General features: G+C 53.6%; 15 protein-coding genes. 3 read left to right on the forward strand and 12 right to left on the reverse strand.

Features of this window, described 5'->3' with window-relative positions; translation table 11 throughout:
* Window positions 1-97 precede the first annotated feature (97 nt).
* Window positions 98-2,932, forward strand: coding sequence for an excinuclease ABC subunit UvrA (gene uvrA, locus O1Q74_RS03280; protein ID WP_271876060.1), 2,835 nt, complete (start codon window positions 98-100; stop codon window positions 2,930-2,932).
* 16 nt (window positions 2,933-2,948) lie between these two features.
* On the forward strand, window positions 2,949-3,368 hold the full coding sequence (locus tag O1Q74_RS03285) for a secondary thiamine-phosphate synthase enzyme YjbQ (protein WP_271876061.1): 420 nt from the start codon (window positions 2,949-2,951) through the stop codon (window positions 3,366-3,368).
* Between the two features lie 264 nt (window positions 3,369-3,632).
* Here O1Q74_RS03285 and O1Q74_RS03290 read toward each other — a convergent pair whose 3' ends face one another.
* The 7 genes from O1Q74_RS03290 to dnaB form a co-directional block, all read right to left on the reverse strand.
* The gene (locus O1Q74_RS03290; RefSeq protein ID WP_271876062.1) at window positions 3,633-4,130 is read right to left on the reverse strand and encodes a M48 family metallopeptidase; all 498 of its coding nucleotides are present in this window, start codon (window positions 4,128-4,130) and stop codon (window positions 3,633-3,635) included.
* An 82-nt stretch (window positions 4,131-4,212) separates the two neighbouring features.
* Window positions 4,213-5,406: an amino acid aminotransferase gene (locus tag O1Q74_RS03295; protein WP_271876063.1), complete on the reverse strand. Its 1,194-nt coding sequence runs from the start codon at window positions 5,404-5,406 to the stop codon at window positions 4,213-4,215.
* Between the two features lie 64 nt (window positions 5,407-5,470).
* Window positions 5,471-6,085, reverse strand: coding sequence for a YitT family protein (locus tag O1Q74_RS03300; RefSeq protein WP_271878720.1), 615 nt, complete (start codon window positions 6,083-6,085; stop codon window positions 5,471-5,473).
* A 251-nt stretch (window positions 6,086-6,336) separates the two neighbouring features.
* Window positions 6,337-6,816, reverse strand: a complete 480-nt coding sequence (locus tag O1Q74_RS03305; protein WP_180741597.1) for an Lrp/AsnC family transcriptional regulator — start codon at window positions 6,814-6,816, stop codon at window positions 6,337-6,339.
* A 133-nt stretch (window positions 6,817-6,949) separates the two neighbouring features.
* Window positions 6,950-7,588: a hypothetical protein gene (locus tag O1Q74_RS03310; protein WP_271876064.1), complete on the reverse strand. Its 639-nt coding sequence runs from the start codon at window positions 7,586-7,588 to the stop codon at window positions 6,950-6,952.
* Window positions 7,581-8,663 (reverse strand): alanine racemase, encoded by a 1,083-nt coding sequence (alr, locus tag O1Q74_RS03315; RefSeq protein WP_271876065.1) that lies wholly within the window; start codon window positions 8,661-8,663, stop codon window positions 7,581-7,583. Before alr ends, O1Q74_RS03310 begins: the two co-directional genes overlap by 8 nt.
* A gap of 41 nt (window positions 8,664-8,704) precedes the next feature.
* Window positions 8,705-10,111, reverse strand: coding sequence for a replicative DNA helicase (gene dnaB, locus O1Q74_RS03320; RefSeq protein WP_271876066.1), 1,407 nt, complete (start codon window positions 10,109-10,111; stop codon window positions 8,705-8,707).
* Window positions 10,112-10,229: 118 nt separating this feature from the next.
* On the opposite strand from dnaB, the gene O1Q74_RS03325 reads away from it, so the two are divergent.
* The gene (locus O1Q74_RS03325) at window positions 10,230-11,213 is read left to right on the forward strand and encodes a quinone oxidoreductase (protein WP_271876067.1); all 984 of its coding nucleotides are present in this window, start codon (window positions 10,230-10,232) and stop codon (window positions 11,211-11,213) included.
* Window positions 11,214-11,581: 368 nt separating this feature from the next.
* Here O1Q74_RS03325 and pspG read toward each other — a convergent pair whose 3' ends face one another.
* The 5 genes from pspG to O1Q74_RS03350 form a co-directional block, all read right to left on the reverse strand.
* Window positions 11,582-11,854, reverse strand: a complete 273-nt coding sequence (pspG, locus tag O1Q74_RS03330; protein ID WP_271876068.1) for an envelope stress response protein PspG — start codon at window positions 11,852-11,854, stop codon at window positions 11,582-11,584.
* Between the two features lie 165 nt (window positions 11,855-12,019).
* Window positions 12,020-13,042: a tRNA dihydrouridine(20/20a) synthase DusA gene (dusA, locus tag O1Q74_RS03335; RefSeq protein WP_271876069.1), complete on the reverse strand. Its 1,023-nt coding sequence runs from the start codon at window positions 13,040-13,042 to the stop codon at window positions 12,020-12,022.
* A gap of 187 nt (window positions 13,043-13,229) precedes the next feature.
* On the reverse strand, window positions 13,230-13,523 hold the full coding sequence (locus tag O1Q74_RS03340; protein WP_039361404.1) for a DUF7677 family protein: 294 nt from the start codon (window positions 13,521-13,523) through the stop codon (window positions 13,230-13,232).
* A 214-nt stretch (window positions 13,524-13,737) separates the two neighbouring features.
* Window positions 13,738-14,394, reverse strand: coding sequence for a DsbA family protein (locus O1Q74_RS03345; RefSeq protein ID WP_271876070.1), 657 nt, complete (start codon window positions 14,392-14,394; stop codon window positions 13,738-13,740).
* The gene (locus O1Q74_RS03350; RefSeq protein WP_271876071.1) at window positions 14,382-15,263 is read right to left on the reverse strand and encodes an MBL fold metallo-hydrolase; all 882 of its coding nucleotides are present in this window, start codon (window positions 15,261-15,263) and stop codon (window positions 14,382-14,384) included. The genes O1Q74_RS03345 and O1Q74_RS03350 overlap by 13 nt, the downstream gene beginning before the upstream one ends.
* Between the last annotated feature and the right edge of the window lie 91 nt (window positions 15,264-15,354).

The raw sequence follows: 15,354 nt of genomic DNA on the forward strand, positions 1-15,354 counted from the left end.
GTCCGGCGTTTTTTTTATGCCATAATTGCTCGTTTCGTACCGGTTCTCTCTCTTCGAGAGGCGATGACAAACCGTTTTTATTCCGGGAAGTGTGTGAATGGATAAGATCGAAGTTCGTGGTGCTCGTACCCATAATCTCAAAAATATCAACCTGATAATCCCCCGTGACAAGCTGATCGTCATCACCGGCTTGTCGGGTTCGGGTAAGTCATCGCTGGCGTTTGACACGCTGTACGCCGAAGGGCAGCGGCGCTATGTGGAATCCCTCTCCGCTTACGCCCGTCAGTTTTTGTCGCTGATGGAAAAACCGGACGTCGATCATATCGAAGGGCTGTCGCCCGCCATTTCTATCGAACAGAAATCCACCTCGCATAACCCGCGATCCACGGTCGGGACGATTACCGAAATTCATGACTACCTGCGTCTGCTGTTTGCACGCGTGGGTGAGCCTCGCTGTCCGGAGCACGATGTGCCGCTGGACGCGCAGACAGTCAGCCAGATGGTGGATAACGTGCTGGCGCAGCCGGAAGGCAAACGCCTGATGCTGCTGGCGCCGATTGTGAAAGATCGCAAAGGCGAACACAGCAAAACGCTGGAAAATCTGGCTTCACAAGGCTATATCCGCGCCCGTATCGACGGCGAAGTGTGCGATCTGTCCGATCCGCCAAAGCTGGAATTACAGAAAAAGCACACCATTGAGGTCGTCGTTGACCGGTTCAAAGTACGTGACGATCTGGCACAGCGGCTGGCGGAATCGTTTGAAACTGCGCTGGATCTCTCTGGTGGTAGCGTGGTGGTGGCCGATATGGACGACCCTACCCAGCCTGAACTGCTGTTCTCAGCGAACTTTGCCTGCCCGGTGTGTGGCTACAGCATGCATGAGCTGGAACCGCGCATGTTCTCGTTCAACAACCCGGCGGGCGCTTGCCCAAGCTGTGATGGTCTGGGGGTGCAGCAATTCTTCGATCCGGCTCGCGTGGTGCAAAACGCGGAGCTGTCTCTGGCTGGCGGCGCGATTCGCGGCTGGGATCGCCGCAACTTCTACTATTTCCAAATGCTGCGCTCACTGGCGGAGCACTACAAATTTGACGTCGATGTGCCGTTTGAAAGCCTGAGCGCCGCGGTGCAGAAAGTGATTCTGTACGGCTCTGGTAAAGAGAATATCGAATTTAAATATATCAACGATCGCGGGGACACCTCGGTACGCCGCCATCCGTTCGAAGGCGTGCTGCACAACATGGAGCGCCGTTATAAAGAGACGGAATCCACGGCGGTACGCGAAGAGCTGGCGAAATTTATCAGCAACCGTTCCTGCGCCAGTTGCGGCGGTACACGTCTGCGTGAAGAGGCACGTAACGTGTTTGTCGAGCAGACGACGCTGCCGCAGATTTCTGATATGAGTATCGGCCATGCGATGACGTTCTTCCAGAATATGAAGCTCAGCGGGCAGCGTGCTCAAATCGCCGAGAAAGTGCTGAAAGAGATTGGCGATCGGCTGAAGTTTCTGGTGAACGTCGGGCTGAACTATTTGTCGCTCTCCCGCTCGGCGGAAACGCTGTCCGGCGGTGAGGCGCAGCGTATTCGTCTGGCGAGCCAGATCGGCGCCGGGCTGGTTGGCGTGATGTACGTGCTGGATGAACCGTCCATCGGCTTGCACCAGCGCGACAACGAGCGCCTGCTGGAAACCCTGATTCATCTGCGTAATCTGGGCAATACCGTCATTGTGGTAGAACACGATGAAGACGCGATTCGCGCTGCTGACCATGTGATTGATATCGGTCCCGGCGCGGGCGTGCACGGCGGCCAGATTGTCGCAGAGGGCACGATGAAAGAGATCATGGCGGTGCCGGATTCGTTGACGGGGCAGTTCCTCAGCGGCAAACGCAAGATTGAAATCCCGAAGCAGCGCGTACCTGCGGATCCGACCAACGTGTTGAAGCTGATTGGTGCGAAGGGCAATAACCTGAAAGACGTGACGCTGACGCTACCGGTTGGGTTGTTTACCTGTATCACCGGCGTATCGGGATCGGGCAAATCGACCCTGATCAACGATACCTTGTTCCCACTGGCGCAGCGTCAGTTGAACGGCGCGACGCTGGCGGAACCCGCTGCTCACCGCGAGATTCAGGGGCTGGAGCATTTCGATAAGGTGATCGATATCGATCAAAGCCCGATTGGCCGCACGCCGCGTTCCAACCCGGCAACCTACACCGGTATTTTCACACCAATTCGTGAGCTGTTTGCCGGCGTGCCGGAAGCGCGTACCCGCGGCTATAACCCTGGCCGTTTCAGCTTTAACGTGCGCGGTGGACGCTGTGAAGCCTGTCAGGGCGATGGCGTAATTAAGGTCGAAATGCACTTCCTGCCGGATGTTTATGTGCCGTGCGACCAGTGCAAAGGCAAGCGCTATAACCGCGAAACGCTGGAAATTCAATACAAAGGCAAAGGCATTCATGAAGTGCTGGATATGACTATCGAAGAAGCGCGAGAGTTCTTTGATGCCATTCCGGCACTGGCGCGGAAGCTACAAACGCTGATTGACGTTGGCCTGTCCTACATTCGTCTTGGGCAGTCGGCCACCACACTGTCCGGCGGGGAAGCGCAGCGTGTGAAACTGTCTCGCGAGCTGTCAAAACGCGGAACCGGGCAGACGTTGTATATTCTCGACGAACCCACGACCGGCCTGCACTTTGCCGATATTCAGCAGCTTTTGGCTGTGTTGCATCAGTTGCGCGATCAGGGCAATACCATTGTGGTGATTGAACACAATCTGGACGTGATTAAGACGGCTGACTGGATTGTCGATTTGGGGCCGGAAGGCGGCAGCGGCGGCGGAGAAATTCTGGTTTCCGGCACGCCGGAGACGGTGGCAGAGTGCGAACAGTCTCACACTGCACGCTTCCTGCGACCGATTCTGGCACGCGAAGCCTGATAGCAGGGAGGTGGCGATGTGGATGCAATATGACATCCGCCTGAAACCGAAAGCCAGAGGTTTCCATCTGGTGACCGATGAGATACTGGCGCAGGTCACGGCGCTGCGCCAGATAAACGTCGGGCTGATGCAGGTGTTCATCAAGCACACCTCGGCGGCGCTAACGATTAACGAGAATGCGGACTCCACGGTACGGCAGGATTTCGAGAGCTTCTTTAATCGCTTAGTGCCGGAGGGTGAACCGTACTACCGCCATACGTATGAAGGGAGCGACGACATGCCGGCGCACCTGAAGGGCAGCCTGCTCGGAAACAGCCTGATAATCCCCGTCACCAATGGACGCCTGAACATTGGCACCTGGCAGGGCATCTACCTGTGCGAGCACCGCAACCACGCCGGCAGCCGCTCGCTGGTTGTCACACTCAACGGGGAATAGTCCAGCGACGCATGTCGATAAATATCGAACTGCCTGTACGGCAGTTTACTCTGAACCTGCAAGCCAGCCTTACACGGTGCCTTTCTAAGCTACCTAATACGGCAGTGAACAGCACAATCAAGCCGCCCTTCGTCTTCTGCAATTTCTAAGCTGCCGTACAAAAAGCTTACCTACAGTTTTAAGCGGGCTTTGCTGTACCTCAAAATTTATTTATTCAACAAAGCCCAAAGCAAAGTGAACCCATCACAAAAGATGAGTTTAGGTCTAACCTGATTTTATTTCTCGCCAGTTGAGCCAGATTCGCATATCAAACTCCAACTGGTGATAATCAGGATCCATATGGCAACAAAGTTGGTAGAAGGCTTTGTTGTGGTCTTTTTCTTTGAGGTGGGCAAGTTCGTGTATCACGATCATCCGCAGGAAATCTTCCGGCCCGTCACGGAATAGCGTCGCTATTCGGATTTCGTTATTGGATTTTAATTTCCCGCCCTGTACGCGTGCCACAAACGTATTGGTTCCCAGCGTCCCTTTTATCGGATTCTGTTTGTTGTCGTAGAGCACCTTTGATATTGCGGGGGCGTTTTTCAGATAGCGCTGTTTCAGCTCAGCGACAAACTGATAGAGCGACTTGTCACTCTGGATCGGATGGCGATCAGGGTATTTTTTTTCCAGCCAGGTGCCGAGTTTGCCTTGATCGAGGAGCGTTTGAACTTGGGCAACAATCGCCGGAGGGTAACCGTTCAGGTAGCGTAGTTGGGTCATGAAATTTTTATCACACAAGCCACTGAATTAAGCGAGTTACAACGGTGAGTCGGTTAACCCCGTGGCGTTGTCATTTTACGATTTACTGAATCGCGGCGAAGGCCGCAGCGACGCGTTGGACGTTGCCATGGTTCAGTCCCGCCATACACATACGGCCGCTGGCGATCAGGTAGACACCGAATTCTTCACGCAGACGATCAACCTGCTCCAGGCTGAAACCGGTATAGCTGAACATGCCGCGCTGAGTGAGCAGGTAGTCAAAGTTGCGGTTCGGCAGCGCGTTTTTCAATGCCGAAACCAGTTCCTGACGCATACTCAGAATGCGGGTGCGCATCCCTTCGACTTCCGCTTTCCAGTCGGCGTTCAACTGCGCGTCATTCAGAACCTTAGAAACGACCTGTGCGCCGAAATTCGGTGGGGAAGAGTAGTTGCGGCGGACGGTCGCTTTTAACTGACCCAGCACGCGTTGTGCGCTGTCGGCATCGTCACACACCACGGAAAGGCCGCCAACGCGCTCGCTATACAGTGAGAAAATTTTGGAGAACGAGTTGGCGATGAGTGCCGGAACGCCCGCGCTGGCAACGGCGCGAATCGCATAGGCATCCTGCTCGATCCCGAGGCCAAAGCCCTGATAGGCGATGTCCATAAACGGAATCAGCTCACGCTGGATGATAACTTCAATGACGCGATCCCACTGCTCGGTAGTGAGATCTGACCCAGTTGGGTTGTGGCAGCACGGGTGCAGCAGCACGATGCTGCGTACTGGCAGCGTTTGCAGCGTGGCAAGCATGGCGTCAAATTTCACACCCAGGCTTTCGCCATCGAAATACGGGTAGGTGTGAACGTTAAAGCCCGCGCCCTCGAAGATCGCAATATGGTTTTCCCATGTTGGATCGCTGACCCATACTTCTGAATCAGGGAAGTAACGTTTCAGGAAATCCGCACCCACTTTCAGCGCACCTGAACCGCCCAACGTTTGGATGGTGGCGATGCGACCGGCTTCCAGCGCCGCGTGGTTTTCACCAAATAGTAGGTGTTGGATCGCAGTACGGTAAGGCTGTAACCCTTCCATCGGCAGATAAGAGCTTGCGCTTTGTGCCGGCTGTTTCAGGCTGCCTTCGGCCGCGCTGACGGAGCGCAACTGCGGGATAATATTTTGCTCGTTGTAGTAGAGCCCGATACTCAAATTGATCTTATCCGCTCTTGGATCCTGTTTGAATTTTTCCATCAGAGACAGGATAGGATCTCCGGCATAGGTATCAACGTTTTGAAACACAGTGTAGCTCTCCTAAGTGTGTCATTTTTATGGGTACCGCAACCCCGACGATGGTGGGGGACAATCAGGCCGCGTAACGGCCGGGGCGATGATTCATCGCGATAATCAGGTTCAGAATGGTTGCCCCCAGAATGGAAGCAATCAACATCGGTATGCTTACCACGAACAGGGAAGTCAGCACAATCACAACATCAACGCCCATCTGGAGCTTTCCCGCCCGTAGGCCGTATTTATCCTGAAGATAGAGCGCCAGAATATTCACGCCGCCGAGGCTGGCCTTATGGCGGAACAGCACCACGAAGCCTATTCCGGTGATGATATTGCCAAACAGCGTGGCGTAGAACGGGTTGAGCTGATCGAAATGAACGAACATCGGGTGCAGGTCGGAAAACAGAGAAACCAGCCCGACGGCGCAGAAAGTTTTCACCGTGAATGCCCACCCCATACGGCGTAAAGCCAGATAATAGAAAGGCAGGTTCAGCAGGAAAAAGGCGATGCCAAAGGAGACATTGGTCAGATAGTGGATAAGGAAAGCCATGCCTGCGGTGCCGCCAGTGAGTGCGCCAGCCTGACGCAGCAGAATGACGCCAAACGACACCATCAGTGTGCCGAACAGTATTGCCAGAATATCTTCCAGCAGCGTGTGTGATATTTTTTGTGTGGGAATAACGTTATCCATGGTGAGCACTTCAACAGATTGTCGTAAAAACATGTGCTTACCAAAGCAAGAATCGCACCAGATAGTACCGTTTAGCGACTGCCCTGTATGTAATACCGCCTGCGATAAGGGCAAAGCATTGAATTATATGAATGAAAATGATGCATGATTCATGCGATTTTTATTCTTTATTTAGTTTTTTTGTGCATTTATTTGGAGGTTGTTGCGTGAATCATTCCTTTTTTGCACCAAATAGAGGCGATTGCCCTCATTCAGGGCAACGCAGGCAGTTCCGGCATCATCAAACCGTTTTCTTTGAGGCGGTTTAATACCACAGAGGTTTTCAGGTGCGCGACGCTCTTGTTCTGCGACAGAATCTGGCTAATCAGCGTGCTGAGCCCAGGCAGATCCGCCACGGCGACTTTTAACAGATAATCGGCATCGCCTGTGGTTTTATACGCGTCGATAATGGCGTCCACCTCTCCCAGCATTTGGTGAAAGCGCTCAACGTATTCGCTGGTGTGGTTGATCAACCGCACTTCAATTAATCCCAGACACTCCAGTCCGACCGCGTTCGGCGACAGGCGGGCATGATAGCCGAGAATCAACTGCGCCTGTTCCAGTGCGATGCGGCGGCGGGAGCATTGTGAGGCGGACAGCCCGACCAGCTCGCTGAGTTCCTGATTGGTCAGGCGGCCGTTAGTTTGTAGCAGCGTCAGGATTTTCAGATCGAAATCATCAATGGTGTACATCGCGTTCCCTAAACAGTGTCAGGCAGTGAGCCAAACAGACTACCAGTTTTTTAGGGCGCGTTGCCTATGAGTTTTTTATTACTGATTTTCGGCGCGTTTAATTTTGTTAACTGCCTACACGGCAGTGAATCCATCACTCCACAATAATCCGCTCGTCATTGTTTCCCAGACAGAGACTTAACTGCTGCCCGTTAGGACTAAAGGCGCAGTAGGGAAGGGGTTCACGTAGGTATAGATGTAGCGGAAGTGCCAGATAAAGCGCGATGAGCAGCAGCGCGGCGACCGCTTTAGCATACGTTGGGCGCGGGGCGACCGGGTTGCGCCGGGCGTGTCGATATTTCACGATGCCGATAGCGGCCATGCCTACGCCCACCAGTATGGAAACATACAGTTCACCGGGCATGGGTGAAAGTATCACATTGTCGTTTTCATACTCTTGCCAATATTGAATGCGCCACAGGGCGCTGATGCCGATTTGCACCAGTCCCGCGAGTATCCAGGCAACACGCCATCCTGAGAGCTGAAAAAGCGCCAGAAAGCAGAATCCCGACGCAGCAAAAGACCAGTAAATCAGATCGAATATCGCGCTAAACATGCCGCCAAACAGCGTGCCGCCGACATCCGTCGGTTCCAGAGTATAGAAATTAATGAGGGCAAACAGCGTCAGGATAGCGGCTGCGGCAAGCCAGCTTGCCGCATAGTAGATAACCCGTCTGAAAACCAGCAAGCCATGAGCCTGCCGATAAAAACCAGCCAGTCCGTTTTTACTCACTGTCGACGTATTCCAATACGGTACGCTGTGTTAAGCGCGTGATCAGTTCGTAGGCGCTGGTGCCTGTATGTGCGGCAATGCGTTCAACCGGTAGTGTTGGTCCCCAGAGTATGACTTCATCACCGACTTTGTCTTGCGCATCCGGCCCTAAATCCACCGTGATCATATCCATCGACACGCGACCGGAAAGCGGTACCTTACGGCCGTTGATAAGCACGGGCGTGCCGGCTGGCGCGCAGCGCGGGTAGCCATCGCCGTAGCCGACGGCGACTACGCCCAGACGGGTATTGCGTGGGCTGGTCCAGGTGCCGCCGTAACCGACCGCTTCGCCTGCCCTGTGTTCGCGAACGGCGATCAGATGGGAGGTAAAGGTCATTGCAGGCTGGAAGCCGAAATGCGCGGCGTCTTCGTTATCCAGCGGCGATACGCCATAGAGAATAATGCCGGGGCGGACGCGATCGCGATGCGACTGAGGCCACAGCAGAATGCCGCCGGAAGCTGCGATGGATTGTGCGCCGGGCTTATCCTGTGTAAAGGCATTGAAGCACGCCAACTGGCGTTCGGTGGTGTCGGCTTCGGGCTCATCGGCGCGGCAAAAGTGACTCATGATATTGACGGGTTGAACCACATTGCGACATGCAGTCAGGCGCTGCCAAAACGCGTCGGCGTGTTCCGGTAGAACGCCAAGCCGGTGCATGCCGGTATCGAGCTTCATCCACACGCGTAGCGGTTGTGGCAGCGTGGCCTGCTCCAGTGCGGCAAGCTGTTCAGGGCTGTGAACGGCGGTTTCTAGCTGGTGTTCTACCAGAAGCGGAAGGTCGTCAGCGGAGAAGAAACCCTCTAGCAGGACGATGGGTTTGGTGATGCCCGCGGCGCGCAGTGCCAGCGCTTCGGAGAGCCGCGCGACGCCGTAGCAGTCAGCGTCGCAAAAGGTATGGGCAGCTTCGATCATGCCGTGGCCGTAAGCGTTGGCTTTCACGATGGCAACGACCTGGCTGCCAGGCGCGAGCTGGCGGATACGTTGCAGGTTGTGGCGCAAAGCACGTCGATTAATGACGGCAGTTGCCGTTTTCATTCTTGTTCCTTAGAGCAGTGTTGTCATTGCTGAGCGCTGCGTTATTCATCGTCATATTGTGGGCCGGCATAGTTATCAAAGCGCGACCACTGCCCGTTAAAGGTCAAACGCACGGTACCAATCGGGCCGTTACGCTGTTTCCCCAAAATGATTTCAGCGATGCCTTTCAGATCGCTGTTTTCGTGATACACCTCATCACGATAGATAAACATAATCAGGTCGGCATCCTGCTCGATAGAGCCGGATTCACGCAGATCCGAGTTAACCGGGCGCTTATCGGCACGCTGTTCCAGACTGCGGTTAAGCTGCGACAAGGCGACGACCGGAACCTGCAATTCTTTTGCCAGCGCTTTGAGCGAGCGGGAGATTTCCGCAATTTCCAGCGTACGGTTGTCGGACAACGACGGCACGCGCATCAATTGCAGGTAGTCGATCATGATCAGGCTTAGTCCGTCATGTTCACGGAACACGCGGCGTGCACGTGCTCGTACTTCGGTCGGTGTCAGGCCGGAGGAATCATCGATATACATGTTTTTTTTCTGAAGTAAGAGTCCCATACTGCTGGAAATACGTGCCCAGTCTTCGTCGTCCAACTGACCGGTACGAATGCGGGTCTGATCCACGCGAGATATAGACGCTAACATACGCATCATGATCTGCTCTGCTGGCATCTCCAGACTGAAGATCAATACCGGTTTGTCCTGCATCATTGCAGCGTTTTCACACAGGTTCATGGCGAAGGTGGTTTTACCCATCGATGGACGCGCGGCAACGATGATCAGATCCGATTTCTGCAAACCCGCCGTCTTTTTATCCAGATCCTGATAGCCGGTAGAGACGCCAGTTACGCCGTCATGCGGGCGCTGATATAACTGTTCGATTCGGGAAACGGTGTCTTCCAGAATACGTTCGATGTTTTTAGGACCTTCGTCTTTGCTGGCGCGATTTTCAGCAATCTGAAAAACAAGGGATTCCGCCATATCGAGCAAATCTTCACTGCTGCGGCCTTGTGGATCGTAACCTGCATCGGCAATTTTATTAGCGACGGAGATCATTTCACGCACCACAGCGCGCTCGCGTACTATCTCTGCGTAGGCATTAATATTAAGTACACTAGGGGTGTTTTTTGCCAGTTCGGCCAGATAGGCGAAGCCACCGGCGGATTCCAGTGAACCTTGCAGCTCGAGTGATTCAGACAGCGTAATCAGATCGATCGGTTTCCCCATGTCCAGCAAATTCTGCATTTCAGCAAAAATTAGCTGGTGGGCTCGGTTGAAGAAGTCATTAGCAGTAACACGCTCGGCCACTATATCCCAGCGTTCATTATCAAGCATCAGAGCACCTAACACTGACTGTTCTGCTGATACTGATTGGGGGGGAAGTTTCAGTGCTTCCACTTGTTTGTCGCGAAGGGGATTAGGTTTGCTGAACGGTCGTTTTTCTGCCATATCGCCTGTCTTACTGGTTGATTTAGCCTGCTCTAAGTAGGCATTGTATATTCCAAACTACCTAATAACACGTTTCATGTGTTTCTATGGGGTAATATTTTGTGAACGAGGAGATAACATGGCAAAACGCGTTCAGTTCCGGGCTTATGGTGGCCCAGAGGTTCTGCAATACGTGGATTTCACGCTTGCTGAACCTGCTGCGGGAGAGGTGCAAGTTGAGAACCGCGCTATCGGCATTAATTTTATCGATACTTATATTCGCAGTGGTCTGTATCCGGTACCTGATTTACCGTCTGGATTGGGAACCGAAGCGGCAGGTGTCGTGACGAAAGTCGGGGCAGGGGTGAGCGTGCTGAAAGTCGGCGATCGCGTCGTGTATGCGCAGTCTGGGCTGGGCGCGTATAGCGAGGCGCACAACGTGGTGGCGGAGAACGTTGCGCTGCTGCCGGATGCCATCAGCTTTGAGCAGGCGGCGGCCTCTTTCCTGAAAGGGCTGACGGTTTACTACCTGCTGCGTCAGACGTACGAGATCAAGCCCAATGACGTCTTCCTGTTCCATGCGGCGGCAGGTGGCGTTGGGCTGATTGCCTGCCAGTGGGCGAAGGCGTTGGGGGCGAAGCTGATTGGAACGGTGGGCTCCGATGAGAAAGCGGAGCGGGCAAAGCAGGCTGGCGCCTGGGCGACCATCAATTACCGCACCGAGAATATCGCACAGCGCGTTGCGGAGTTGACCGAGGGGCAGAAGGTGGACGTCGTGTATGACTCGGTCGGGAAAGACACCTGGGAAGCCTCGCTCGATAGCCTGCGTCGCCGTGGATTGATGGTCAGCTTCGGCAATGCATCTGGGCCGGTCACTGGCGTCAATCTGGGGATTCTGAACCAGAAGGGGTCGCTGTACGTCACGCGCCCGTCGCTGTTTGGTTACGTCACCAACCGTGCCGAACTGGAACAGGCCAGCAATGAACTCTTTTCACTGATCGCCAGCGGAGCGATTACGGTGGACGTGCCGCAGAGCCAGAAATTTGCGCTGTCGGATGTGCAAGCGGCTCATCGGGCGCTGGAAAGCCGCAGTACGCAGGGTTCATGCCTGCTGATTCCCTAATGTCTGTTTCTGAAAAGCAGAAGGCCTCCCATTGGGAGGCCTCGGCCATTACGCTAATTTCATCAGACTGTATGTAGGGTACAGCGTAGCGATCGTCACGAAGGTGCCGCTGTGCGGCTATTATTTCCCTGACGACGATGAAATCGTGTGGCTTTTTGCCACCCTATTTTATTTACCCAGCTTAATTTCACCTTTTAAACGACAATCAGGTGTCAAACTGTGGCGTCATCCTAGCAGCCACCTCAGGGAAAAAATATCTGCTGGCGCACACTTTTGTACTAAAACAGGCCATATGAAAACAAGTTGGTATTAAATACGGCCTTGCCCGTCATTTTTGCGCGTAATTCAGATTTTTCCCCTTTCTGGCATTACCACTCATTCCCGTTGCGTTGGCGATAAGTGTATTTTCGATAGGTATTGCGGTGCGAATTGTAGACGGGACGCCCGCTAAATTTGCGCCACAGCCACACCGCCACAACGGCTAAAATCAGCCACGGCAGCACTTTTATCGCCATGCTAAACAGCCCGCCAATCAGCATAAAAAGGGACGCCACAAACAGTGCCGCAATCACGCCCAGCAGTGACACGCCTGTCAACATCAGCATGATAAAAAAGCCAATAACGAAGAAAATTTCCAACATGTTGCGCTCCTGTAGCGGTTAAACCGCAGAGAAAAGTTCTGCGTGCTACACAAGCCATTACAAGAACCGTGCCAAGATGTGCCGCTGGTAAGTGGTTGATTTATCAGCGACGTCGGGAAGAGAAATGAAAGAAGGTTGATAAAAAATACTAACTGTTAGTGTTTTTTAAACCAAATTAACCAGCGCCAGCGCACGCTCGACTATCGTTGCGTCGGCACCGGGTTTGTGGGCGTTTTCACTCAGGTAGCGCCGCCACTGGCGCGCGCCGGGGATGCCCTGAAACATGCCGAGCATGTGACGCGTGATGTGGCCTAATGCTGCGCCGCCCGAGAGTTCGCGTTCGATATAGGGGTACATGGCACGTACCACGCCAGCCAGATCCGGCGTGGCGGCATCAATGCCAAACAGTTCGCGGTCAACCTGCGCCAGAATACCGGGATTCTGGTAGGCTTCGCGCCCCATCATCACGCCATCCAGATGCTGTAAGTGTATTTTGGCTTCTTCCAGCGTTTTGACGCCGCCGTTGATAGCGAGGGTGAGCGCGGGGAAATCGCGCTTGAGCTGATAAACGCGCGGATAATCCAGCGGCGGAATTTCCCGATTCTCTTTCGGACTCAGGCCCGAAAGCCAGGCTTTGCGCGCGTGTACGATAAAGGTATCGCACTCGCCGCGTTCGGCGACGGTTTGAATAAATTCACACAGGAACTCATAGCTGTCTTGATCGTCAATGCCGATGCGGGTTTTCACCGAAATCGGGATTGAGGTACTGTCTTTCATCGCTTTGATGCAGTCCGCTACCAGTGCGGCTTCGCCCATCAGGCAGGCTCCGAAGCGGCCATTCTGTACGCGATCGGACGGACAGCCGACGTTCAGGTTAACTTCATCATAGCCGCGTTGCTCAGCCAGTTTGGCACAGTGCGCCAGCGCTTGCGGATCGCTCCCGCCGAGCTGTAGCGCTATTGGATGTTCTTCCACGCTGTAGGCCAGATAGTCGCCTTTACCATGAAGAATCGCGCCCGTCGTCACCATCTCGGTATACATCAATGTCTGGCTAGTCAACTGGCGAAGAAAGTAACGGCAATGACGATCGGTCCAGTCGAGCATCGGCGCGATGGAGAAGCGGTTAAGGCGAGAGGCGCGGGAGTCGGCTGATACCGTATTGTGTGTACCTGATTTTACGTCGGTCATGATTTGTCAGTTATCGTTTCGTGTGTGTCTGGTGGTGTGGCCTGGTTTGAGCGTTGTCAGCATCCCTGTCACCCTTATTGTCTCGGGTTCTTCGCAGGGAGATATAGCTCACTATAACATAGAGAAGCGCCCGCACGCTGACCGACTGCACTACTGTTCGGTGTTCGTTAATTCACGTTGTAGATCATTAATGCAGCTCAACTTCCCAGTCTTCATAAGGTGGTTCGACAGTGAAGCTGGGGTCGCAGTAGTGTCGTAAATAGTCTGTAGCGCGTTTTTCGGCATATTTGGCGTTCAATACGTTGCCGTCTTCATCCAGTTCTAACACATTGGCGTAGATAGCAAAAACCTGTTCAAACGCGCTGGGCTCTTCACCATATAGTGAAAGGTAATCAATGCCTTTAAGCGTATTTTGGGTGCCGCTGGCCATGAAATAGGCGAAGGTTCTTAATGCACTGCTAAAGCTATGGCTTAACTTCATCGCCAATCTCCCACATTATTGTTAGCGTTGACTCTGTAACTCGTTCGTTCACGCTGCTTTCCTCTCAACGGGATGATGAATAAGCGCGGTAGCATGCTGATTGATCACGAAGGCGATACTGTAGCGGTTTAAGGGGATGAGATACAAACTGCATCGCGAACGAAAAAGGGAGCATGCCGCATTGGCTTGCTCCCATGAAGGTTGGTGAGGACGATTATGCTGCTGAGCGGCTGACCATCTGTGTCAGCACCTTGCGCCACGTGTCTACCTGACCGAGGTAGCTTGCCAACGGAATTTGCTGGAAAGTCCCGTTAGCATCTTCCAGCGCAAACGTGGGGAAGCCTTGCCCACGAACTTTCGCCAGTAATTCCCGGCTGGCGCTGATGTGTTTTGACAGCGCTTTTACCCGAATAAAGGCGAACTCGGTGCTGAAGGCGTCGCCATCCAGGCCGATTTCTTCTGCACACTGACGCAGCACGGCAGCATCGGCGATCTTGAGCCCAGAAACGTAGTGTGCCTGTTCGATCTGGTACAGCATCGCCATGCCTTTGTCTGCCATCGCTTCCGCGGCGAGTACGGCAGTTGTCGGCGGCGCGGAATCCAGCACGACGCTGGTGTCGCGTAGCAGTCCTTCGTAATAATTTTCTCCGAAGGTTTGCCCGGTCATTTGCGCAATGCGGCGATCGTGAGGGAGCACATAATCGTGCCACTCGGGGGTGATGGTGCGGCTATTGCTGCCCGTCATCATACCGCCGCCGTGGAGGATCAGATCCAGCCCGTCAATCTCCTGCGCGGCCAGAGCGAGTGGAGCGGCACCGTAGCACCAGCCGCACAAGGGATCATAAATGTAATGCAGTCTTACTGTGGCCATTTCATCTCACCTTTCAGAACTTGCGCGCTCAGTTCAAGACCTGATTCTTCTTTCAGTGTTGGGTAGTGTTTTTTCATTGCGGCGTTCAGCTCGGCAGAATCTTTGGTTTTTGCCAGCTCTTTTTCCACCGTCTCCAGATATTGCAGCGTGAAGGTCACGTTTTTCAAGGTGTAATCCGTTGGTGCGATAAAGTGACCCGGTACGACGGTGGTCGGTTTCAGCGCTTCGATGGATTTCAGCGTTTCACGCCAGTGAACGCGAGATGCCGGCGTTTGGGTATCGGCAAGCCAGACGTGGATGTTGGCAGATACCGGAATACCACCGACAACGGCTTTCAGCGAAGGGATCCAGACGAACGTGCGATCTGGCGTTGGCCCTTTCAGCCCTTTTACTTCCAGTTTTTTGCCGTCAACGGTAAAGCTATCGCCTTCCAGCGGTTGAGGAACCACGATCTCTTTCGGCGCGTTTTCTTTCAGAACGGGGCCCCAATGCGCCACTTTGCCGTCTTTGCTGGCGTTGATTGCGTCGATGGTGGCTTGAGTGGCAATAATTTTCGCGTCTGGGAAGGCGGCTTTAATCACGTCCAGACCGAAATAGTAGTCAGGATCGGAATGACTGATATAAACGGTGGTCAGTTTTTTGCCAGTGGCTTTGATGCGATCAACCAGCGTTTGTGCATCATTACGCTGGAACTGCGCATCGATCAGAGCAACTTCTTTATCACCGCTGATAATTTCGGAGGAAACTGGGAATACGCTGGCTTCACCAGGGTTAAACACATCGATTTTTAACTCTGCGGCGTGAGCAGCAGAAGCCAGACCCAGCGAGGCAGCGAGTAAAGATACGGTAAAAGCGATAGATTTAGACATGGTGATACTCACAGGTATGACAGAAAGTGGGGTCATGTTATGTTGCATTAATCGTACGAAAAACCGCAAATAAGGCAATTATTTGTTGCAT

The organism is Pectobacterium sp. A5351 (assembly GCF_028335745.1).
Classification (GTDB): Bacteria; Pseudomonadota; Gammaproteobacteria; order Enterobacterales; family Enterobacteriaceae; genus Pectobacterium.

What these genes read in the sequence shown, in the direction of transcription:
- O1Q74_RS03300 (WP_271878720.1), bottom strand. Translation starts at nt 6,085, where the DNA reads ATGGATAACGTTATTCCCACACAAAAAATATCACACACGCTGCTGGAA.
- O1Q74_RS03285 (WP_271876061.1), top strand. Translation starts at nt 2,949, where the DNA reads ATGTGGATGCAATATGACATCCGCCTGAAACCGAAAGCCAGAGGTTTC.
- O1Q74_RS03345 (WP_271876070.1), bottom strand. Translation starts at nt 14,394, where the DNA reads ATGGCCACAGTAAGACTGCATTACATTTATGATCCCTTGTGCGGCTGG.
- O1Q74_RS03290 (WP_271876062.1), bottom strand. Translation starts at nt 4,130, where the DNA reads ATGACCCAACTACGCTACCTGAACGGTTACCCTCCGGCGATTGTTGCC.
- pspG (WP_271876068.1), bottom strand. Translation starts at nt 11,854, where the DNA reads ATGTTGGAAATTTTCTTCGTTATTGGCTTTTTTATCATGCTGATGTTG.
- O1Q74_RS03340 (WP_039361404.1), bottom strand. Translation starts at nt 13,523, where the DNA reads ATGAAGTTAAGCCATAGCTTTAGCAGTGCATTAAGAACCTTCGCCTAT.
- O1Q74_RS03325 (WP_271876067.1), top strand. Translation starts at nt 10,230, where the DNA reads ATGGCAAAACGCGTTCAGTTCCGGGCTTATGGTGGCCCAGAGGTTCTG.
- dusA (WP_271876069.1), bottom strand. Translation starts at nt 13,042, where the DNA reads ATGACCGACGTAAAATCAGGTACACACAATACGGTATCAGCCGACTCC.
- dnaB (WP_271876066.1), bottom strand. Translation starts at nt 10,111, where the DNA reads ATGGCAGAAAAACGACCGTTCAGCAAACCTAATCCCCTTCGCGACAAA.
- uvrA (WP_271876060.1), top strand. Translation starts at nt 98, where the DNA reads ATGGATAAGATCGAAGTTCGTGGTGCTCGTACCCATAATCTCAAAAAT.
- O1Q74_RS03305 (WP_180741597.1), bottom strand. Translation starts at nt 6,816, where the DNA reads ATGTACACCATTGATGATTTCGATCTGAAAATCCTGACGCTGCTACAA.
- alr (WP_271876065.1), bottom strand. Translation starts at nt 8,663, where the DNA reads ATGAAAACGGCAACTGCCGTCATTAATCGACGTGCTTTGCGCCACAAC.
- O1Q74_RS03350 (WP_271876071.1), bottom strand. Translation starts at nt 15,263, where the DNA reads ATGTCTAAATCTATCGCTTTTACCGTATCTTTACTCGCTGCCTCGCTG.